Source organism: Serratia sp. TSA_130.1 (genome assembly GCF_052691795.1).
This window is the reverse complement of the sequence record NZ_JBQZFS010000003.1, coordinates 467586-487582: the sequence shown is the minus strand read 5'-3', so window position 1 is coordinate 487582 and position 19997 is coordinate 467586. Positions and strand designations below refer to the sequence as shown.

Annotated in this window: 20 protein-coding genes and 1 pseudogene; 7 read left to right on the top strand and 14 right to left on the bottom strand. The window is 60.1% G+C overall.

Annotated features, from left to right (window positions below):
- The 3 genes and pseudogenes from ACUTQY_RS15340 to ACUTQY_RS15330 all read left to right on the top strand — a co-directional run bounded on the left by ACUTQY_RS15340 (position 1) and on the right by ACUTQY_RS15330 (position 2806).
- Positions 1 to 972 (top strand): aldo/keto reductase, encoded by a 972-nt coding sequence (locus ACUTQY_RS15340; RefSeq protein WP_046688254.1) that lies wholly within the window; start codon positions 1 to 3, stop codon positions 970 to 972.
- A 29-nt stretch (positions 973 to 1001) separates the two neighbouring features.
- Positions 1002 to 1994: a Vgb family protein gene (locus ACUTQY_RS15335; protein ID WP_226886047.1), complete on the top strand. Its 993-nt coding sequence runs from the start codon at positions 1002 to 1004 to the stop codon at positions 1992 to 1994.
- 194 nt (positions 1995 to 2188) lie between these two features.
- Positions 2189 to 2806 (top strand): annotated as a pseudogene (locus ACUTQY_RS15330) (Fic/DOC family protein).
- Here ACUTQY_RS15330 and ACUTQY_RS15325 read toward each other — a convergent pair.
- Positions 2803 to 2970, bottom strand: coding sequence for a hypothetical protein (locus ACUTQY_RS15325; protein ID WP_162882342.1), 168 nt, complete (start codon positions 2968 to 2970; stop codon positions 2803 to 2805). The pseudogene ACUTQY_RS15330 and the gene ACUTQY_RS15325 overlap by 4 nt on opposite strands.
- A gap of 394 nt (positions 2971 to 3364) precedes the next feature.
- Here ACUTQY_RS15325 and mutS point away from each other — a divergent pair, with 394 nt between their 5' ends.
- Entirely contained in the window at positions 3365 to 5920 is a 2556-nt protein-coding gene (mutS, locus tag ACUTQY_RS15320; RefSeq protein ID WP_128868749.1) for a DNA mismatch repair protein MutS, read from the top strand.
- Positions 5921 to 5999: 79 nt separating this feature from the next.
- Here the strand turns inward: mutS and rpoS are convergent, their stop codons facing one another.
- From rpoS to ftsB, 8 genes are all read right to left on the bottom strand, one after another.
- Positions 6000 to 6998 carry an RNA polymerase sigma factor RpoS gene (rpoS, locus tag ACUTQY_RS15315; protein ID WP_019455119.1) on the bottom strand — a complete coding sequence of 333 codons (999 nt, stop codon included), beginning with the start codon at positions 6996 to 6998 and terminating at the stop codon, positions 6000 to 6002.
- 54 nt (positions 6999 to 7052) lie between these two features.
- Positions 7053 to 8051, bottom strand: a complete 999-nt coding sequence (gene nlpD / locus ACUTQY_RS15310) for a murein hydrolase activator NlpD (protein ID WP_033641891.1) — start codon at positions 8049 to 8051, stop codon at positions 7053 to 7055.
- A gap of 325 nt (positions 8052 to 8376) precedes the next feature.
- Positions 8377 to 9003 carry a protein-L-isoaspartate(D-aspartate) O-methyltransferase gene (locus ACUTQY_RS15305; RefSeq protein WP_004932585.1) on the bottom strand — a complete coding sequence of 209 codons (627 nt, stop codon included), beginning with the start codon at positions 9001 to 9003 and terminating at the stop codon, positions 8377 to 8379.
- Positions 8997 to 9758: a 5'/3'-nucleotidase SurE gene (gene surE, locus ACUTQY_RS15300; RefSeq protein WP_033641889.1), complete on the bottom strand. Its 762-nt coding sequence runs from the start codon at positions 9756 to 9758 to the stop codon at positions 8997 to 8999. Before surE ends, ACUTQY_RS15305 begins: the two co-directional genes overlap by 7 nt.
- The gene (gene truD / locus ACUTQY_RS15295) at positions 9739 to 10785 is read right to left on the bottom strand and encodes a tRNA pseudouridine(13) synthase TruD (RefSeq protein WP_033641888.1); all 1047 of its coding nucleotides are present in this window, start codon (positions 10783 to 10785) and stop codon (positions 9739 to 9741) included. The genes surE and truD overlap by 20 nt, the downstream gene beginning before the upstream one ends.
- Positions 10786 to 10789: 4 nt before the next feature.
- Positions 10790 to 11263, bottom strand: a complete 474-nt coding sequence (ispF, locus tag ACUTQY_RS15290; RefSeq protein WP_004932594.1) for a 2-C-methyl-D-erythritol 2,4-cyclodiphosphate synthase — start codon at positions 11261 to 11263, stop codon at positions 10790 to 10792.
- Positions 11264 to 11273: 10 nt separating this feature from the next.
- The gene (ispD, locus tag ACUTQY_RS15285; protein ID WP_004932598.1) at positions 11274 to 11981 is read right to left on the bottom strand and encodes a 2-C-methyl-D-erythritol 4-phosphate cytidylyltransferase; all 708 of its coding nucleotides are present in this window, start codon (positions 11979 to 11981) and stop codon (positions 11274 to 11276) included.
- Between the two features lie 3 nt (positions 11982 to 11984).
- Complete coding sequence (gene ftsB / locus ACUTQY_RS15280) at positions 11985 to 12305, bottom strand: cell division protein FtsB (RefSeq protein WP_016929043.1); 321 nt, start codon at positions 12303 to 12305, stop codon at positions 11985 to 11987.
- Positions 12306 to 12708: 403 nt separating this feature from the next.
- On the opposite strand from ftsB, the gene ACUTQY_RS15275 reads away from it, so the two are divergent.
- The 3 genes from ACUTQY_RS15275 to ACUTQY_RS15265 all read left to right on the top strand — a co-directional run bounded on the left by ACUTQY_RS15275 (position 12709) and on the right by ACUTQY_RS15265 (position 15019).
- Positions 12709 to 13479, top strand: a complete 771-nt coding sequence (locus ACUTQY_RS15275) for a basic amino acid ABC transporter substrate-binding protein (protein ID WP_033651644.1) — start codon at positions 12709 to 12711, stop codon at positions 13477 to 13479.
- A gap of 114 nt (positions 13480 to 13593) precedes the next feature.
- Entirely contained in the window at positions 13594 to 14313 is a 720-nt protein-coding gene (locus tag ACUTQY_RS15270) for an amino acid ABC transporter permease (protein WP_042706788.1), read from the top strand.
- A complete protein-coding gene (locus ACUTQY_RS15265) occupies positions 14297 to 15019 on the top strand; it encodes an amino acid ABC transporter ATP-binding protein (protein WP_046688247.1) in 723 nt (240 codons plus the stop codon). The genes ACUTQY_RS15270 and ACUTQY_RS15265 overlap by 17 nt, the downstream gene beginning before the upstream one ends.
- A gap of 52 nt (positions 15020 to 15071) precedes the next feature.
- On the opposite strand, the gene ACUTQY_RS15260 is transcribed toward ACUTQY_RS15265, so the two are convergent.
- The 5 genes from ACUTQY_RS15260 to cysG all read right to left on the bottom strand — a co-directional run bounded on the left by ACUTQY_RS15260 (position 15072) and on the right by cysG (position 19911).
- Positions 15072 to 15398: a DUF3561 family protein gene (locus ACUTQY_RS15260; protein ID WP_033641885.1), complete on the bottom strand. Its 327-nt coding sequence runs from the start codon at positions 15396 to 15398 to the stop codon at positions 15072 to 15074.
- A gap of 84 nt (positions 15399 to 15482) precedes the next feature.
- A complete protein-coding gene (cysC, locus tag ACUTQY_RS15255) occupies positions 15483 to 16172 on the bottom strand; it encodes an adenylyl-sulfate kinase (RefSeq protein WP_084710317.1) in 690 nt (229 codons plus the stop codon).
- Positions 16111 to 17538: a sulfate adenylyltransferase subunit CysN gene (gene cysN / locus ACUTQY_RS15250; protein ID WP_046688245.1), complete on the bottom strand. Its 1428-nt coding sequence runs from the start codon at positions 17536 to 17538 to the stop codon at positions 16111 to 16113. The genes cysC and cysN overlap by 62 nt, the downstream gene beginning before the upstream one ends.
- 11 nt (positions 17539 to 17549) lie before the next feature.
- Entirely contained in the window at positions 17550 to 18458 is a 909-nt protein-coding gene (cysD, locus tag ACUTQY_RS15245; protein ID WP_033641883.1) for a sulfate adenylyltransferase subunit CysD, read from the bottom strand.
- A 22-nt stretch (positions 18459 to 18480) separates the two neighbouring features.
- A complete protein-coding gene (gene cysG, locus ACUTQY_RS15240) occupies positions 18481 to 19911 on the bottom strand; it encodes a siroheme synthase CysG (protein WP_046688244.1) in 1431 nt (476 codons plus the stop codon).
- Between the last annotated feature and the right edge of the window lie 86 nt (positions 19912 to 19997).

Genomic DNA, 19997 nt, shown 5'->3' with positions numbered 1-19997 from the left:
ATGAACTACGTTCGGCTTGGCGACAGCGGCCTGAAAGTGTCTCGTCTCTGCCTGGGCTGCATGACCTATGGCGATCCGGCCTGGCGCCCCTGGGTGCTGAAGGAAGATGAAGCGCGCCCCTTTATCCGCGAAGCGCTGGAAGCGGGCATCAATTTTTTCGATACCGCCAACATTTACTCCGGCGGAGAAAGCGAGCGCATTCTCGGCCGCGCCCTGAAGGCGTTCGCCCGCCGCGAAGACGTGGTGATCGCCACCAAGGCCTACTTTCCGATGGACGCGCAGCCGAACAGCCGAGGGCTGTCGCGCAAGCACCTGCTGCACAGCGTCGACGCATCTTTGCAGCGGTTGGGGACGGATTACCTCGATCTGTTTGTGCTGCACCGCTTCGACACCGAAACGCCGATCGAAGAAACCGCCGACACCCTCGACGGCCTGGTACGGGCGGGCAAGATCCGCTATCTCGGCGCCTCCTCGCTGCACGCCTGGCGCCTGATGAAAATGCTGGCCTTTCAGCGTCAGCACCGCCTGGCGCCGTTTATTTCGCTGCAAAGCCAATACAACCTGGTGACGCGTGAAGATGAAGAGGAGCTGATCCCCCTGTGTCTGGAGGAGGGGCTCAGCCTGACGCCCTGGTCGCCGCTGGCCCGCGGCGTGCTGGCCGGTTCCGGCAACGCCGGCACGCTGCGCGCCGCCACCGACGAACAGGCGCCCCGTTGGTACGGCGGCAGAAACGAAGTAGAACGCACCGTCGCAGCGGTAGCGGAGGTGGCGGCCACGCGCGGCGTTCCACCGGCGCAGATCGCGCTGGCCTGGCTGCTGGCCAAACCCGGCGTGGCGTCACCGCTGGTGGGCATGTCCAAGCCGCACCATCTACAGGATGCGCTAGCGGCGCTTAATCTCAGCTTATCGCCGCAAGACGTGGCCGCGCTGGAGGCGCCGATGGCGCACGCTGCCCGCCCCGATCGCTGGTAGCCCCTTTTCCGTCATTCCCGGAGAGAAACATGTCATATGTGCTTACCGCGCGAGCAGCGTTGTTCACCCTCGCCGCCGCACTCCCCCTGACCACTCCGGCGCAGGCCGCCGCCAATACCCACTGCGCCGAAAGCAGCATGACGCTGCCGCCCGGCGCGCTTTATCCCAACGGCATCGCCCGCGCGGCGGACGGCACGCTGTATGTCGGGCTGATCACCAGCGGCAACGTGCTGCGCAAGCGGCCGGGTAAAGCGTGGGAAACCTTTTTCCCTGGCGCTGACACGGTGTTCGCCTCAAACGCGCTGCGGCTGGACGAACGGCGCGGGTTGCTATGGGGCAATTCGCCGGACTTCCTTTCCGGCGGCAAATCGCGCGCCAACCGCATCTATGCGCTGAACGTCGCCGATGGCACGCTCAACCGCAGCCTGGCGCTGCCGACGGGGGAAATGGGCAACGATATCGTGCTCGGCACAGACGGTACGGTGTACGTGACAGAAACCCGAGGCGGCGGCATCCTGCGCCTGCGGCCGGGCGAAGCGGCATTCAGTACGCTGTTTCAGGATGCGCGGTTGGCGGCTCCGAGCGGGCTGGGCGCGGCCGGGATCGTGCTGCTCGACGATCGGCTGATGGCTGTCGCCAATTTCGGCACCGGTAAGCTTTACACTCTCAGCTATCACGATCCAAAGCCGCAGCTGACGGAAATGCAGCTGCCGCGCCTGATTGAAAACCCGGACGGAATGGGATTGGCGCCGGACGGCGCATTGATCGTGCTGGAGAACGGGATCCAGAGCGGCCAAGGGCGGATCCTGCGGATCGCGTTGCCAAAAGCGACCGGCATGCATCGGATTGAGGTTTTGCGCGAAGGCATGGAGTCGCCGGTCAACCTGACTATCACCCCACAAGGCTGCGCCTTCGTCAGCGAGTCGCGCATCCGCCACCGCCTGCTGCCCGGCCATGAAACCGAAGTGCCCGACAGCTTCCGCATCTATCAACTGCCCTTGCCTCTCACCGCCGCGCAATAACCTCTACGCCGCCTCAGCGGGCGGCCACTCGCGTTGTATCGTTAACATCCAATAAATTGAAACTATTTACTTCGATGTCATTAATCATACTTATGATTAATCCTAACTTAACAACCTGATTTTAATTAAATTGTTCCGCCGCGTATCGCTGATTATACTTGCCTTATCTCCCGCCTCATTTACCGAGCGTAAGCATGAGCCGATACCATGTTTCCAGCAGCGAAGGCCAATATGAGAAAGAATCCGGCGAGCAAGTTCTAGCCAACAAGCTGGGTATTGCCGATAGCAATGAACTCGACGATGCCGAATTGGTATTGCTGGAACAGCTCTACCATTCCGTTTTCGAACAGCATTTTCCCTAACGGAAAATCACAGTCGAGATGATCAAGGGCTGGCATCGCCGCTGGTTAGGCAATATCTATGCATGGGCTGGACAAGCAAGAACTGTCAATATCAGCAAAGGGGGCTTTATGTTTGCCCCTTCGACGCGATTGCCCAAACTACTGGACGATTTCGAGGTGGAATACCTGGCTCGTTACACACCTTGCTCAGCCATGAGCGAAGAACAGCTGATAGAAGCGATTGCAATAATCCATGTTGAACTGATACTCATACATCCCTTCAGAGAAGGGAATGGCCGTTTGTCACGGCTGTTGGCCGATGTGATGGCGGTTCAGGGCGGGCATAAATCGTTGGATTATCAAAGCTGGGAACAAAACAGAGCCCAATATATCTCAGCGATTCACTCAGGTATGAACATGAACTACGAACCGATGAAACACTGGGTCAGTCAAGCACTAAGAAGGTATTAGGCAAGGCGTAAATGAGCAAATTTTTTACGCGCTTCTTCTAAAGAAGCTTCAACTCTGGCTGAGGGTTGACCTGTTTCAACCGCCGTTGATGTCGCCACGGAACGCGCAATGTCCGTACGGGACGGCTTAGCATAACCCACCTGCACTTTTTTGCTGTTACTCATGACAACCTCTGTTCGCAAATTTGCTGAAGACATTATATCAAGGAATGTACAGGACTTCATTCCCTTGCCTCTCACTCCCGAGCAATAGCTTCACCACCACTCCGGGCGGCCACTTGCGTTGTTGCCCGCAGGCGAACAACAATCTCACCGCGTTACAAACCCGCCTTGCGCAGCGCTTCCCATTTTTACCTGTGACAGCCGATTGCCCGCTGGGCTAGTATAAGCGTCTGTGCAAACCTCAGGTTTGAGTGCGCCGTTTGGCGTTTTGATGATTTGATTTGCGCCGCCCGCCAAGCGCTGAGTGGGGCGACGCCTGCTGAAACAATGTGATAGCGAATGACGACAATGAAAATCACAGTTCCCTTTACATTCAATGGATTGGAAAAATAATCGCATGAATAGCACCGATAAACTCGATTCGCACACGCCGATGATGCAGCAGTACCTGCGCCTCAAGGCCCAGCATCCTGAAATCCTGCTGTTCTACCGCATGGGTGACTTCTACGAGCTGTTTTACGACGACGCCAAGCGCGCTTCCCAACTGCTGGATATCTCGCTGACCAAACGCGGCGCCTCGGCGGGCGAGCCGATCCCGATGGCCGGCGTGCCGCACCACGCGGTGGAGAACTACCTGGCCAAGCTGGTTCAACTCGGCGAATCCGTCGCCATCTGTGAACAGATCGGCGATCCGGCCACCAGTAAAGGGCCGGTCGAGCGCAAAGTGGTACGCATCGTCACCCCCGGCACCATCACCGACGAAGCGCTGCTGCAAGAGCGCCAGGACAACCTGCTGGCGGCGATCTGGCAGGATGCGCGCGGCTTCGGTTACGCCACGCTGGACGTGAGCTCCGGCCGCTTCCGCGTCGCCGAGCCGCAGGATCTAGAGACCATGGCCGCCGAGCTGCAGCGCACCAATCCGGCCGAGCTGCTCTACCCGGAAACCTTCGAACAAATGGCGCTGATCGAACAACGCCACGGCCTGCGCCGCCGTCCGCTGTGGGAATTCGAACTGGAGACCGCACGCCAACAACTCAACCTGCAGTTCGGCACCCGCGATTTGACCGGCTTCGGCGTCGAGCAGGCGCATCAGGCGCTGCGCGCCGCCGGCTGTCTGTTGCAGTACGTGAAAGATACCCAGCGCACTTCGCTGCCGCACATTCGCGGCATCACCATGGAGCGTCAGCAGGACGGCATCATCATGGACGCCGCCACCCGCCGCAACCTGGAGCTGACGCAGAGCCTGTCCGGCGGCAGCGACAACACGCTGGCGGCGATCCTCGATCGCACAGTCACGCCGATGGGCAGCCGCATGCTGAAACGCTGGCTGCACATGCCGACCCGAGACATCAAGGTGCTGACCGCCCGCCAGCAGGCGATCGGCGCATTGCAGGAACGGTTCGCCGATCTGCAGCCTTCGCTGCGCCAGGTGGGCGATCAGGAGCGAATTTTGGCGCGCCTGGCGCTGCGCACTGCGCGTCCGCGCGATCTGGCCCGCATGCGTCATGCTTTCCAGCAACTGCCGGACATCCGCGCGCTGCTGCAAGATGTGGATACGCCGCATGTGCAGCAACTGCTATCTCAGGTAGGCCAGTTCGACGAGCTGCGCGAACTGCTGGAACGCGCGATCGTTGAATCGCCGCCGGTGCTGGTGCGCGACGGCGGCGTGATCGCCCCCGGTTACAACAGCGAGCTGGACGAGTGGCGCGCGTTGGCCGACGGCGCCAGCGACTACCTCGATCGGCTGGAGATCCGCGAGCGTGAAAAGCTGGGGCTGGATACGCTCAAAGTCGGCTTCAACGGCGTACACGGCTACTACATCCAGGTGAGCCGCGGCCAGAGCCACCTGGTGCCGATCCACTATGTACGTCGCCAGACGCTGAAAAACGCCGAGCGCTACATCATCCCGGAATTGAAAGAGTACGAAGACAAGGTACTCACCTCCAAGGGCAAAGCGCTGGCGATCGAGAAAAACCTGTACGACGAGCTGTTCGATCTGCTGCTGCCGCACCTGGCGGAACTGCAGCAAAGCGCCGCCGCGCTGGCCGAGCTGGACGTGCTGGCCAACCTGGCCGAGCGCGCCGACACCCTGAACTACGCCTGCCCGGTCATGAGCGACCAGCCGGGGATCCGCATTACCGAAGGCCGCCACCCGGTGGTGGAACAGGTGCTGAGCGAACCGTTTATCTCCAACCCGCTCTCCCTGTCGCCACAGCGCCGCATGCTGATCATCACCGGTCCGAACATGGGCGGTAAAAGTACCTATATGCGGCAAACGGCGCTGATTGTGCTGATGGCGCACATCGGCAGCTACGTTCCGGCTGCCAAAGCCACCATCGGCCCGGTGGATCGCATCTTCACCCGCGTCGGCGCGGCGGACGATCTGGCTTCCGGCCGTTCCACCTTCATGGTGGAGATGACCGAAACCGCCAATATTCTTCACAACGCCACCGAGCACAGCCTGGTGTTGATGGATGAAATCGGCCGTGGCACCTCCACCTACGACGGCTTGTCGCTGGCCTGGGCCTGCGCCGAGAACCTGGCCAACCGCATCAAAGCGATGACGCTGTTCGCCACCCACTACTTCGAGCTGACGACGCTGCCGGAAAAAATGGAAGGCGTGGTCAATGTGCATCTGGACGCGCTTGAGCACGGCGACACCATCGCTTTTATGCACAGCGTGCAGGACGGTGCCGCCAGCAAAAGCTATGGCCTGGCGGTCGCCGCGCTGGCCGGCGTGCCGCGCGACGTCATCAAGCGCGCCCGCCAAAAGCTGCGCGAGCTGGAATCCATCTCCAGCCACACCGCGTCGGGCAGCGTTGATGCCACCCAGATGACGCTGTTGCAGGAAGAGACTTCGCCGGCGGTAGAAGCCCTGGAGGCGCTGGATCCGGATTCCCTGTCGCCGCGCCAGGCGCTGGAATGGATCTACCGGCTGAAAAATATGGTGTAGTCAGACGCCAAACGCGGGCATAAAAAAACGGTGAGCATCATGCTCACCGTTTTTATTTGATGCGGTTCAACAACCGGCGTTATTCGCGGAACAGCGCCTCAATGCTCAGGCCCTGCATCTGCAGAATCTCACGCAGGCGACGCAGACCTTCAACCTGAATCTGACGGACGCGTTCACGCGTCAGGCCAATCTCCCGGCCCACGTCTTCCAGCGTCGCCGCTTCATAGCCCAGCAGGCCGAAACGACGCGCCAACACTTCACGCTGTTTGGCGTTCAGTTCGAACAGCCATTTGACGATGCTTTGCTTCATATCGTCGTCTTGCGTGGTGTCTTCAGGCCCGTTGTCCTTCTCGTCGGCCAGAATGTCCAGCAGCGCTTTCTCCGAATCCCCGCCCAACGGCGTATCCACCGAGGTGATGCGCTCATTCAGGCGCAGCATGCGGCTGACGTCATCCACCGGCTTGTCGAGTTGCTCGGCAATCTCTTCAGCGCTCGGTTCATGATCCAGTTTATGGGAAAGCTCGCGCGCGGTGCGCAGATAAACATTCAGTTCTTTGACGATATGGATAGGCAAACGAATGGTGCGGGTTTGGTTCATGATCGCCCGTTCAATCGTCTGACGGATCCACCAGGTTGCGTAAGTGGAAAAACGGAAACCGCGTTCCGGGTCGAATTTTTCCACCGCGCGGATCAGACCGAGGTTACCCTCTTCGATCAGATCCAGCAGCGCCAGACCGCGGTTGCTGTAGCGGCGGGCGATTTTCACCACCAGCCGCAGGTTGCTTTCAATCATGCGACGGCGGGACGGCACGTCACCGCGCAGAGCACGCCGCGCAAAATAGACCTCTTCCTCTGCGGTCAACAGAGGTGAATAACCGATCTCACCCAGATAGAGCTGCGTCGCATCCAATACGCGTTGCGTAACGCCTTGAGACAACAGCTCTTCTTCCGCTAAATCGTTCTCGCTGGCCTCTTCTTCTACCAGCGCTTTTTCATCAAACGACTCAGCCTCAGCTCCATTCTCGTCGAAATCCGCATCATCATGTAACTCGTTAACTTTCAGCGTATTTTGGCTCATATGCTGCTCCTACCCGTGATACCGCGAGCAGAATCTCAGCGTATTCTGCCCAATCTATCGCTGCGGAAGATAACGCAGCGGGTTTACGGATTTCCCCTTGTAACGAATTTCAAAATGCAAACGTACTGAACTGGTACCGGAGCTACCCATGGTGGCTATTTTTTGACCCGCCTTCACTTCTTGTTGTTCCCGGACCAGCATTGTGTCGTTATGAGCGTAGGCGCTCAGGTAATCATCATTATGTTTGATGATGATTAGATTACCGTAACCCCGTAAAGCGTTGCCTGCATACACTACGCGACCATCGGCGGTAGCGAAGATAGGCTGCCCACGGGAACCGGCGATATCGACGCCCTTATTCCCACCTTCTGATGAGGAAAAGTTATCAATAATCTTGCCGTCAGTCGGCCATCTCCAGGTACTGACCGGAGCGCTGTTGCTGACGGTGCTGCTCACTGGTGGAGCGGCTTCCGGTGCGGTAACAGGCGCAGTCGCGGTCCCAACCGCTGCGGCGCCCGCTGCAGGTAACATCTTACCTACATTCTGTTTACCCGAGTTTTCAGAATACGCGTTAGTTGATTGAGAATCAACCGTTGCCGTCTGGATCTGGGTGCTGGAAGGTGGCTTCGGAACACCGCCTTTGGTCGCGTCAGTCGTCGCCAGCATACCGCCGCCGCCATTGGCAGAACCATTACCAAGTTGAATGGTTTGGCCAACATTCAGGCTGTAAGGCTCGGGAATATTGTTGCGCTGCGCCAGGTCGCGGAAATCGTTGCCGGTGATCCAGGCGATGTAAAACAGCGTATCACCGCGCTTGACCGTATAGGTGTCGCCGCCGCTGTAGCTCCCTTTAGGGATAGCGTTATAACTGCGGTTATAGACAATGCGGCCCTCTGGGCTGGCCTGCTGCGCTCCGCCATTATTATTGCCGGATGGAACGGCGCCGCCGCCGCCCACGCTGCTGATAGGGGCTGACGTCGAGGCCGTGTTTGTACAACCCGCCAACCACAAACTTACCATCGTACACACCGCAACCCGGCGTAACGTAATCATTGGGCTTCCCGTGCTCATGCTTCCCCCATGACAGCAATATCAGTGATATATCCAAAATACCCTTTACATCGTAGCCGAGCTTTTGCCACTTCCCAGTTTCTGCGATGTAAAGGCGCCGCCGGCCGATCCCTGAACGCCAGGTCATCTCCCGCCGGAGCATCAAAACGCGCGCCAATGCTAACCACATTGGCGTCACCGCACCATAAGACAACTACGTAGAAAGGCCAATTCTAGTGAAAATTAGCCTGATTGGAACGAGAAAACCTTATCCGCACGTGATGAAAGTGCAACAGATTTTTCAGACGGTCGAAAAATCAGACAATCGCTAGGCCAATTCGCCTTTCACCAGCGGCACAAAGCGCACCGCCTCTACCGCGTCGACCACGAAATCGTTGCCATGGCGCTGAATGCGTTTGAGGGTTTGGGCCTGCTCGCCCACCGGCAACACCAAAATGCCGCCGTCGTCCAACTGCTCAACCAGCGCCTGCGGGATCTCCGGCGGCGCGGCAGTGACGATGATCGCATCGAACGGGCCGCGCGACGCCCAGCCCTGCCAGCCGTCGCCGTGGCGAGTGGAAACATTATGAAGGTCGAGCTGCTTCAGGCGGCGCTTGGCCTGCCACTGCAGCCCCTTGATGCGCTCGACGGAACAAACGTGTTGCACCAGATGCGCCAGAATGGCGGTTTGATAACCGGAACCGGTGCCGATCTCAAGCACCCGTGAAGTAGGCTTCAGATTCAGCAGCTCGGTCATCCGCGCCACCATATAGGGCTGAGAAATGGTCTGACCGGAACCGATCGGTAATGCAGTGTTTTCGTAGGCTTTGTGATCCAGCGCTTCGTCGACAAAACGCTCGCGCGGCACCGCTTCGATCGCTCGCAGCAGCTTTTCGTCCCGGATCCCTTGCTGACGCAGCTGCGTCAGCAATGTTTGCATACGCTTGTTCACCATTCCCCGCTAACCTCTGCCTTGGTTAACCATGTTTTCACGACTTCCTGCGCCGCGTAGGCGGTCAGATCCACCTGTAGCGGCGTGATCGCCACATAGCCTTGTTCCACCGCCGCAAAGTCGGTATCCGGCCCGACATCAAATTTATCACCAGGCGGCCCGATCCAGTAGAGATTTTGTCCACGCGGATCCTGCTGGCAGAAGACCTTATCGGCGGGATGGCGGCTGCCACAGCGAGTGACGCGCAGGCCTTTGATCTCCGCCAGCGGCAAATCCGGCACGTTAATATTCAGGATTTTTCCGGTGCGTAACGGTTCACGCTGCAGCGCACGCAAGATGCGGCAGGTAATGGCCGCAGCAGTCGCGTAGTGTTGGTGACCGTTCAGCGACACCGCCAGCGCGGGCAGCCCCAGGTGCCGGCCCTCCATCGCCGCCGCGACGGTGCCGGAATAGATGACGTCATCGCCTAAATTCGGTCCGGCGTTAATGCCGGAGACCACGATATCCGGCGCAGGGCGCATCAATGCGTTGACGCCAAGATAAACGCAGTCGGTCGGCGTCCCCTGCAGCACCGCGATATCGCCGTTGGCCAGCGTCTGCGTGCGCAGCGGCGACTCCAGCGTCAGGGCATTGGAAGAACCGCTGCGGTTACGATCAGGCGCCACGACCTGCACCTCGGCAAACTCCCGCAGCGCCGCTGCCAGCACCTGAATGCCTGGGGCGCTGACGCCGTCATCGTTACTCAGCAATATCCGCATCACTGTTATCCTGCTGCATGATTTCGCGAACCACGCTGGTAGCAAAGCTGCCTGCCGGCAACCAGAAGCGCAGTTCCACGGTAACGTCATCCCACCAGTTCCACTGCAAATTTTGCGGCTGCAACAGCAGGGCCCGGCGAGCGGGTTCGACACGCTCGCGCTTTAAAAGCGTAAGCAATTCCGGTTGTTCCGCCAAGCATTGTTGTTCAAAAGCCAAGGCTTGGCCGGCGGTGCCTGGCTCTCCGTCGCCCGGCAAGGAAGCCGTGATCGCCAGCTCGCCGGCATCCAGCCGCTGTTGCAACGTCTCCAGCTCATCGGCTTTGGCGACGAACCAGCTACCGCGGCCGCTCAACTGCAGGGCATCCCCCTCCAGCACGGTGCGCTGCAGGCCGTCGGCCAGGCGCCGGCCGGCTATCAGATTGAACAGCGCACTGCGGCTGGCGGAAAGGTAGAAGCTGCGCTTGCTGCGCTCTTTAACGCGGATTTCGTCGTTCGCCCAGCGGCGCGCCATCACCAGATTGTTGCCGCCGCGGCCGAAGCGTTGGCTGCCGAAATAGTTTGGCACGCCCTGCGCGGCGATAGCCTGCAGGCGGCGCTCAACGTCCTGACGATCGGAAATCTGGCGCAGCACCAGCGTAAAGTGGTTGCCCTTCAGATTGCCGATGCGCATTTTGCGCAGGTGGCGGGCGAACGAGAGCACCTCGCAGCCTTCCAGCGCAAACTGTGAGAAATCCGGCGTGTCTTTGCCCGGCATATGCAGGCAGAACCACTGTTCGGTCACCGCGTGGCGATCCTTCAAGCCCGCATAGCTGACGGAACGGGCGTGAATACCGGCGAAGCGCGCCAGATAGTCGGCCACGAACTGGGTATTGCAGCCGTTTTTACGGATGTTCACCAGCACATGCTCGCCTTCACCGTCCGGCGCAAAGCCCAGGTCTTCCACCACCACGAAGTCTTCCGGATTGGCTTTCAACACCCCGGTGCTCTGCGGCTGGCCATGCAGCCAGGTCAGATTCGCCATATCCATGCGGTTATTCCTTGATCAGCAAGGCGACCGCTTCGCAGGCGATGCCCTCGCCGCGCCCGGTGAAGCCGAGCTGCTCGGTGGTCGTGGCCTTCACGTTGACGTCATCCATATGGCACTGCAGATCTTCCGCCAGGAAGACGCGCATCTGCGGGATGTGCGGCGCCATTTTCGGCGCCTGGGCAATAATCGTGATGTCGAGGTTGCCGAGGCGGTACCCTTTGGCGCGGATGCGCTTCCAGGCTTCGCGCAGCAGCTCGCGGCTGTCCGCGCCCTTGAAGGCCGGATCGGTATCGGGGAACAGCTTGCCGATATCGCCCAGCGCCGCCGCGCCCAGCAAGGCGTCGGTCGCGGCGTGCAGCGCAACGTCGCCGTCGGAGTGGGCCAACAAGCCTTTGTCGTAAGGGATGCGAACACCGCCGATCACCAACGGGCCTTCGCCGCCGAATTTATGTACGTCAAAACCGTGACCGATACGCATGGTGCGCTCCTTAATTGTCCAACTGAGTCAAATAGAACGCCGCCAGCGCCAAATCCTCCGGCCGCGTTACTTTAATGTTATCCGCCCGGCCGGCGATCAGCAGCGGATGATAACCGCAATGCTCCAGCGCCGAGGCTTCGTCGGTGACGTTCGCGCCTTCATCCAGCGCGCGCTGCAGGCACTGCTTGAGCAGCGGCAGCGGAAACAGCTGCGGCGTCAGCGCATGCCACAGATCCTGCCGTTCAACGGTGTGGGCGATGGTGTCGCGGCCGGGTTCGGCGCGCTTCATGGTGTCGCGCACCGGCGCGGCGAGAATGCCGCCCACCTTGCTGTGTGCGGTGATCGCCAACAGGCGCTCGAGATCGTCGGCGTGCAGACAGGGGCGCGCAGCGTCGTGTACCAGCACCCAGTCCGCATCACCCGCGAGCTTCAGCCCGGCCATCACCGAATCGGCGCGCTGTTTGCCGCCCTCGGTGACGGTCACCCGCGGATCCTGAGCGATGGGCAGCCGTTCGAACTGACGATCTTCCGGGCCGATCGCCACGATCACCCGTTCAATGCGCGGGTGACGCAACAGGGCATGGATAGCGTGTTCGACGATGCTGTGCCGGCCGATGGTTAAATATTGCTTCGGGCATTCCGCCTGCATGCGGCTGCCGATACCGGCAGCGGGCAGGACGGCAATCACCGAGGGAAAGGTGCCTGCGGAGTGATTCATGCGTTATTTTTGTGCGTTATTTTGCGAGGAAGACGCCGCGTTGCGTCTGGATTGGTCAGGAACCAGACGATAGAAAGTCTCACCGGGCTTGATCATGCCCAGCTCATTACGCGCTCGCTCTTCGATCGCTTCCTGACCGCCGTTCAAATCATCGATTTCGGCAAACAGCTGATCGTTACGCGCTTTCAACTTCGCGTTGTTGCCCTGTTGGACCGCAACGTCTTCATTGACCCGCACGTAATCGTGAATACCATTTTTGCCCAGCCACAGTGAATACTGTAACCAACCGAGCAATGCCAGCAATAGCAGCGTAAGTTTTCCCATCTCCGCCCCCTGAAAAACCGACCAATCATCCCACAACTTCTCGTTGGACTCCACACTGAGAGCGGCATTTCAACGCCAAATTCAGAATACGGATGAAGGATTCCCATGTTCAGCGCCTAATTCCGCTGCGAAAGCGGCAAAAAAAGCCGCTTTAGTCCGGCGCGCGCGCCGCGTTTTCCGCTGATACACACACTGCCCTTCCCCCATTATGCAGCAAGAATCACTGCACCATCGCATCCTGACCCGTCGCTTACGCCAAGGCAAAGCAAGAAGTGAATATTTAACACCATAGAAAGAATAATCCTCATGCAGTGGTTGCACTTTCATTCATTGAAGCTTATTTTTATGCACTCATAGTGCATAAATAATTCCAATATATAACCATTCATTATCGGGGATCGCGATGTTAAAACGTTTAGTTCTGATCGGCGCCTGCCTGGCCGCCACCTTCTCCACCGCCGCGTTGGCGGCTGAACCTACCTACGTCGTTGGCTCCGGCGGCACCTATCGGCCGTTCGAATTTGAAAACAGCCAAAAGCAGCTGGAAGGTTTCGACATCGACATAATCAAAGCCGTAGCCAAGGCCGAAGGTTTTCAAATAAAACTGATCAATACGCCGTGGGAAGGGATCTTCGCCACGCTGAATTCCGGCGATCGCGATATCATCATCTCCGGCATCACCATCACCGATAAACGCAAACAAATGGTTGATTTTTCTGCGCCTTACTTCCCGGCAGAGCAGGCCATCGTGGTGCCGCAAGACTCGAAGGTAGACTCCATTGCCGCGTTGAAAGCGCTGAAGGTCGGCGTGGTGAACTCCAGCACCGGCGACATCGTGGTGTCCGACGCACTGGGCAAAAACAGCACCGCCATCAAACGCTTCGACAATACCCCGCTGATGCTGCAAGAGCTGTATGAAGACGGCATCGGCGCGGCGGTCGGCGACGTCGGCGTGGCCAAGTTCTACATCAAAACCCACCCTGAGAAAGCCTTCAAGCTGGTGCCCGACGCCAAGTTCGAACGTCAGTATTTCGGCATCGCCGTCGCCAAAGGCAACGATGAGCTGCGCAACAAAATCAACGCCGGCCTGAAGAAAATCATCGCCGACGGCACCTACGCCAAGATCTACCAAGCCTGGTTCGACAGCAACGTACCGACGCTGCCGGCGGAATAATGCCCTGCCGCCGGCGCCCGCAAGGCCGTCGGCGCGCCACCGTTTCAGCATACCAAGAAGGAATACCCTTTGAACTTCCGCTGGGAGATCATCCAGGAATACGCGCCGCTGTTTATGGAAGGCGCCTGGATGACCATCAAATGCACCATTATCTGCGTGCTGCTGGGCACCACCTGGGGATTGATCCTCGGTCTGGGGCGCTTGGCGCAGGCGCCGCACGGCATCTGGAAACCCATCCTGCATTACGGCGTTCAGTGGCCGGTACGCATCTACATCAGCGCCTTTCGCGGCACCCCGCTGTTCGTGCAGATCATGGTGGTCCACTTTGCGCTGGTGCCGCTGTTCATCAACCCGCGCGACGGCCTGCTGGTCACCAGCGGCCTGATGAGCGTCGACTTCGCCCGCGCGCTGCGCGCCGACTACGGCGCCTTTCTCTCCTGCGTGGTGGCGATCACGCTCAACGCCGGCGCCTATGTGTCGGAGATCTTCCGCGCCGGGATCCAATCGATCGACCGCGGCCAGATGGAAGCATCGCGCTCGTTGGGCATGAGCTACGGCAAGACCATGCGCCAGGTTATCTTGCCGCAAGCCTTCCGGCGCATGCTGCCGCCGCTGGGCAACAACGCCATCGCCATCGTCAAGGATTCGTCGCTGGCCTCCGCCATCGGCCTGGCGGATCTGGCCTATGCCGCCCGCACCGTCTCCGGCGCCTACGCCACCTATTGGGAGCCCTACCTGACCATTTCGCTGGTCTATTGGGTCATCACCTTCCTGCTTTCGCTGCTGGTGCAACACATGGAAAAGAGGTTCGGTAAAAGTGATTCGCGTACATAACCTGCAAAAACAGTTCGGCGAGAGCCACGTGCTGCGCGGTATTTCCTGCCAGATCGCCGCCAACGAAGTGGTGTGCGTCATCGGCCCTTCCGGCTCGGGCAAAAGCACCTTCCTGCGCTGCATCAACGCGCTGGAAACGCTCTCCGGCGGCGAGATCGAGGTGAATGGCTTCGCCGTCCACGATCAGAAAACCGATCTGAACAAAATGCGTGAAAGCGTGGGCATGGTATTTCAGCGCTTCAACCTGTTCCCGCACATGACGGTGTTGGAAAACATCATCATGGCGCCGGTAAGCGTGAAGAAACTGCCGCGCGCCGAAGCCATTACGCAAGCTGAACAGCTGCTGCGCAAGGTCGGCCTGCTCGACAAGATTGACGCCTATCCCAACAGCCTGTCCGGCGGCCAGCAGCAGCGGGTAGCGATCGCCCGCGCGCTGGCGATGGAGCCCAAAATCATGCTGTTCGACGAACCGACCTCCGCGCTCGATCCGGAGCTGGTGGGCGAAGTGTTGACGGTGATGAAATCGCTGGCCCATGAGGGCATGACCATGGTGGTCGTCACGCATGAGATGGGCTTTGCCCGCGAGGTAGCCGACCGGGTACTGTTTATCGATCAGGGGATCATTCAGGAAGAGGGGCAGCCGCAGCAGATCTTCAGTCACCCGTCCAATCCGCGCACTCAGGCATTTTTGAGCAAAGTTTTGTAACCTTCGGCACGGCTTTGCAATCCTGCGGGCGCCGGCCTCGGCGCCCACTCTCTCACCACCCGGTCAGGAAGCTGAACACCAGCCAGAACAGGCACAGCACAACGGCGCCGGTCAGCAGCAGCGTCAAGATCAGACGGCCGCGCAGCAGCATGCTGAGGGTGATGCCGATCAGCACCGACAGCGGCATTAGCGCCAGGAAGAATGGCCAGGTATAAAGCAGGAAAAACAGCGTGTTGGAACCGTAAACCAAAAACGGCAACGCGAACGCCAGCCAGTAGAAAACAAAGCCGCTGACGCCGCCCAGGAAAGAATAAGAAGGCTCCTCTTTCTCCTGTTTTGACTGCTTGGAGTCGATCAAGATAGGCGTGACATTTTGCATAGTGATCCCTGGTTATTCGGCTCGCTCTGCGGCGGCTTAGAGTAAAAAGCGCATGGCGAAAAACGCCACACGCTTTTTTTGAATTCAGGGTTTGATAATAGCCTGACCACGCAACACGTCTAACAATTGCGCAATCAAATTTGTTACCAATTGTTGGCCATCAAGGTGGATTTCCGGCTGCTGCGGCGCCTCGTAAACCGCGTCGATACCGGTGAAATTGCGCAGCTCGCCGGCGCGCGCTTTCTTATACAATCCCTTCGGATCGCGCGCCTCGCAGATCGCCAACGGCGTATCGACAAACACCTCGATAAAGCGATCGTCGCCGAGCATCTCACGCACCATCTGCCGTTCGGCGCGGTGCGGCGAAATGAATGCGGTCAGCACCACCAGCCCGGCGTCCACCATCAGCTTGGCCACTTCCCCCACCCGGCGAATGTTCTCGCGCCGATCCTCGTCGGAGAAGCCGAGATCGCGACACAGGCCGTGGCGCACATTATCGCCGTCCAGCAGGTAGGTGCTGACGCCGAGCCCATGCAGCGCCTGCTCCAGCGCGCCGGCGACGGTGGATTTGCCCGAGCCGGACAGCCCGGTAAACCACAGCACCGCGCCGCGATGGCCGTTGCGCGCTTCGCGATCCGCGCGCGTCACCGCGTGCGGATGCCAAACCACATTTTCGTCGTCCGGCCCGGTCGCCCTCGGTTCAACGGCCACCTTATCGGCCACCGAGCAGATCGCGCGCGCCCCAGTGCGGGAAGTGCTTGCGCACCAGCGCATTCATCTCCAGCTCGAAGGCGCTGAATTCGCCGCGCGCCGCCGATGCGGCCTGCAGCGTTTCACGCACCAGACCGGCGCCAACCGTCACGTTGCTCATGCGATCGATAAAGATCAGCCCGCCGGTGTCGTGATTGCTCTGGTAGCTGTCCAGCACCAGCGGTTCGTCGAAGGTCAGCTCCACCAATCCGATGCCGTTGAGCGGCAACGTGTCGGCCGGATGCTGCGCCAGCGTATTGATCTCCACCTGATGGCGGATGCTCTCCACGCGCGCGCGGGTCTTTTTACCAGCGATCTTGATGTCGTAGCTCTGGCCCGGCACCAGCGGCTGCTCGGCCATCCATACCACGTCTACCAGCGCGCTCTGCGCCGCCTGCAGACTTTCGCCGGCGTCGACCAGCAGATCCCCCCGGCTGATGTCCACTTCATCCTTCAGCACCAGCGTAATCGCTTCGCCCGGCACCGCCTCTGGCAGATCGCCGTCGAAGGTCACGATGCGCGCCACGCTGGACTCCACGCCGGAAGGCAGCACTTTGATGCGTTGCCCCACCCGCACCACGCCGGCGGACAGCGTGCCGGCATAGCCGCGAAAATCGAGGTTCGGGCGGTTGACATACTGCACCGGGAAGCGCAGCGGCTGGTTTTCTCGCTCGCTGACCACGTCAACGCTCTCCAGCACTTCCAGCAGGGTCGGGCCGCTGTACCACGGCATATGGGCGCTTTCGCTCGCCACGTTGTCGCCGTCCAGCGCCGACAGCGGCACAAACTTGATGTCCAGATCGCCTGGCAGCTGCTGGGCGAAGGTCAGGTAATCCTGTTTGAACTGCTCGAACACCGCTTCCTGATAGTCCACCAGATCCATTTTGTTTACCGCGACCACCAGATGGCGAATGCCCAGCAGGGTCGCGATAAAGCTGTGGCGGCGAGTCTGATCCAGCACCCCTTTACGCGCGTCGATCAACAGGATCGCCAGATCGCAGGTAGAGGCACCGGTGGCCATGTTGCGGGTGTACTGCTCATGCCCCGGGGTATCGGCGATGATAAACTTGCGTTTTTCGGTCGAGAAGTAGCGATAGGCCACATCGATGGTGATGCCCTGCTCGCGCTCGGCCTGCAGACCGTCCACCAACAGCGCCAGATCGAGCTTCTCGCCCTGGGTGCCGATGCGTTTGCTGTCGCTGTGCAGCGTCGACAGCTGATCCTCGTAGATCTGGCGGGTATCGTGCAGCAGGCGGCCGATCAGGGTGCTTTTGCCGTCGTCGACGCTGCCGCAGGTCAGAAAGCGCAGCAGGCTCTTGTGCTGCTGCGCGTGCAGATAAGACTCGACGCCGCCCTGGTCAGCGATTTGTTGTGCGATTGCGTTGTTCATCCGGCGGCTCCTTAGAAATACCCTTGACGCTTTTTCAGCTCCATCGAGCCGGACTGATCGCGATCGATCATCCGCCCCTGGCGTTCGCTGGTGGTGGAGACCAGCATCTCTTCGATGATCTCCGGCAGGGTCTGCGCCTGCGAATCCACCGCACCGGTCAGCGGCCAGCACCCGAGGGTGCGGAAACGCACCATGCGCTGGCTGATCACTTCACCCGGCTGCAGATCGATGCGATCGTCGTCCACCATCATCAGCATGCCGTCGCGCTCCACCACCGGGCGCGGTTTCGCCAGATACAGCGGCACGATGTCGATGTTTTCCAGGAAGATGTACTGCCAGATATCCAGCTCGGTCCAGTTCGACAGCGGGAAGACGCGGATGCTCTCCCCTTTGTTGATCTGGCCGTTGTAGTTGTGCCACAGCTCCGGCCGCTGGTTTTTCGGATCCCAGCGGTGGAAGCGATCGCGGAACGAATAGATGCGCTCTTTGGCGCGCGATTTCTCCTCGTCGCGCCGCGCACCGCCGAAGGCGGCGTCGAAACCGTACTTGTTCAACGCCTGCTTCAGGCCCTCGGTTTTCATGATGTCGGTATGCTTGGCGCTGCCGTGCACGAACGGGTTGATGCCCATCGCCACCCCTTCAGGGTTTTTATGCACCAGCAGCTCGAAGCCGTACTCCTTCGCGGTGCGATCGCGGAATTCGTACATTTCGCGGAATTTCCAGCCGGTATCGACGTGCAGCAGCGGGAATGGCAGCGTGCCGGGGAAGAACGCCTTACGCGCCAAATGCAGCATCACGGAAGAGTCTTTGCCGATGGAATACAGCATCACCGGGTTGGCGAATTCAGCGGCGACTTCACGGATGATATGGATACTCTCCGCCTCCAATTGCCGCAAATGAGTGAGTCGTTTTTCGTCCATAACAGGTCCTTAAAAGCCTTGCCTATGCCAAATTCACGACGGCCGGGCGCGCGGCCCCTTCCGTCTGCGATTGATGCCCGAACCAGGCGATTTGGTGGTGCAGTTCCACCACTTCGCCGATCACCAGCAGCGCCGGCAACGGCGCCCGTTGGGCCAGATATTCCAGTTGTTCCAGCGTGCCGATCTGCACCTGCTGATCGGCGCGCGTACCGCGGCTGATCACCGCCACCGGCGTCGCGGCGTCGCGACCGTGGGCGATCAGGCGCTGGCTGATGTCCGCCGCCTTCATGGTGCCCATGTAGATAGCCAGCGTCTGCCGCGCCCGGGCCAGATCGGCCCAGTCCAGGCCATCGCCGTCGGGGCGGCAGTGGCCGGTGATAAAGGTCACGCTCTGCGCGTGGTCGCGGTGCGTCAGCGGAATGCCTGCGTAGGCAGTCGCCCCCGCGGCGGCCGTGACGCCCGGCACCACCTGGAACGGAATGCCGGCGGCGGCGGCCACCTGCAGCTCTTCACCGCCGCGGCCGAAGATGAACGGATCGCCCCCCTTGAGGCGCACCACGCGCTTGCCCTGCTGCGCCAGTTCCACCAGCAGCCTATTGGTCTCTTCCTGGATCACCGAGTGCGCGCCGGCGCGCTTGCCCACGCAGATGCGCTCGGCGTCGCGGCGCACCAGATCGAGGATTTCGCCGCTGACCAGATGGTCATACAGCACCACGTCCGCCTGCTGCATCACCTGCAGCCCGCGCAGGGTCAACAGCCCCACGTCGCCCGGCCCGGCGCCCACCAGGGCTATCTCGCCCTGGGCGCCCTCATCGCCTGCGGCGAAGCGGTGTAAATCCTGCTCCAGCTGGCGTTCCGCCTGCGCCGTCTGGCCGTTGGCCACCAGCGTGGCGAAACGGCCACCGAAGGTTTTTTCCCAGAAACGGCGACGTTCGCCGATCGAAGCCAACCGCTGTTTGACCTGGCCACGCCAGCGGCCCGCCACCTGCGCCATCAGCCCCAAACTGGCGGGCAGCAACGCCTCCAGCTTTTCGCGCAGCAACCGCGCCAGCACCGGCGCCTGGCCGCTGGACGATACGGCCACCACCAGCGGCGAGCGATCGATGATCGACGGGAAGATGAACGAACAGCGCGGCTGATCGTCCACCACGTTGGCCAGCACCCGGCGTTTATCCGCCTCGGCGAACACCGCGGCGTTCAGCGCATTGTCGTCCGTGGCGGCGATCGCCAGAAACACGTCGTCCAGCTGCTGCGGATCAAAGGTTTTCCCCAGCCAGAGCACCCGCCCTTGCTGACGTTGTTGTTCCAGTTCCGGTGAGAGCGACTGCGCAACTATCCGTATTTCAGCCCCGGCGCGCTGAAGCAGGGAGACTTTGCGCGCCGCCACGTCCCCACCGCCAACGACCAGCACCGGACGTTGTTTCAGGTCGGCGAATATTGGTAGATAGTCCACAACAGCCTTTTCATATAACAGAAAGATAGTGTGACTATACGGGCTGAGATTTAGCCTCTGAAATGACGAAAAGGAATGATTAGTTC

Coding starts and splice junctions, on each gene's coding strand:
- ACUTQY_RS15275 (WP_033651644.1), top strand. CDS start 12,709: ATGTTAAAACGTTTAGTTCTGATCGGCGCCTGCCTGGCCGCCACCTTC.
- ACUTQY_RS15305 (WP_004932585.1), bottom strand. CDS start 9,003: ATGGTGAACAAGCGTATGCAAACATTGCTGACGCAGCTGCGTCAGCAA.
- nlpD (WP_033641891.1), bottom strand. CDS start 8,051: ATGATTACGTTACGCCGGGTTGCGGTGTGTACGATGGTAAGTTTGTGG.
- ACUTQY_RS15270 (WP_042706788.1), top strand. CDS start 13,594: ATGGAAGGCGCCTGGATGACCATCAAATGCACCATTATCTGCGTGCTG.
- ispF (WP_004932594.1), bottom strand. CDS start 11,263: ATGCGTATCGGTCACGGTTTTGACGTACATAAATTCGGCGGCGAAGGC.
- ACUTQY_RS15260 (WP_033641885.1), bottom strand. CDS start 15,398: ATGCAAAATGTCACGCCTATCTTGATCGACTCCAAGCAGTCAAAACAG.
- cysD (WP_033641883.1), bottom strand. CDS start 18,458: ATGGACGAAAAACGACTCACTCATTTGCGGCAATTGGAGGCGGAGAGT.
- ispD (WP_004932598.1), bottom strand. CDS start 11,981: ATGAATCACTCCGCAGGCACCTTTCCCTCGGTGATTGCCGTCCTGCCC.
- cysC (WP_084710317.1), bottom strand. CDS start 16,172: ATGCGCTGGTGCGCAAGCACTTCCCGCACTGGGGCGCGCGCGATCTGC.
- ACUTQY_RS15340 (WP_046688254.1), top strand. CDS start 1: ATGAACTACGTTCGGCTTGGCGACAGCGGCCTGAAAGTGTCTCGTCTC.
- ACUTQY_RS15325 (WP_162882342.1), bottom strand. CDS start 2,970: ATGAGTAACAGCAAAAAAGTGCAGGTGGGTTATGCTAAGCCGTCCCGT.
- ACUTQY_RS15335 (WP_226886047.1), top strand. CDS start 1,002: ATGTCATATGTGCTTACCGCGCGAGCAGCGTTGTTCACCCTCGCCGCC.
- rpoS (WP_019455119.1), bottom strand. CDS start 6,998: ATGAGCCAAAATACGCTGAAAGTTAACGAGTTACATGATGATGCGGAT.
- ftsB (WP_016929043.1), bottom strand. CDS start 12,305: ATGGGAAAACTTACGCTGCTATTGCTGGCATTGCTCGGTTGGTTACAG.
- truD (WP_033641888.1), bottom strand. CDS start 10,785: ATGGATATGGCGAATCTGACCTGGCTGCATGGCCAGCCGCAGAGCACC.
- surE (WP_033641889.1), bottom strand. CDS start 9,758: ATGCGGATATTGCTGAGTAACGATGACGGCGTCAGCGCCCCAGGCATT.
- mutS (WP_128868749.1), top strand. CDS start 3,365: ATGAATAGCACCGATAAACTCGATTCGCACACGCCGATGATGCAGCAG.
- cysN (WP_046688245.1), bottom strand. CDS start 17,538: ATGAACAACGCAATCGCACAACAAATCGCTGACCAGGGCGGCGTCGAG.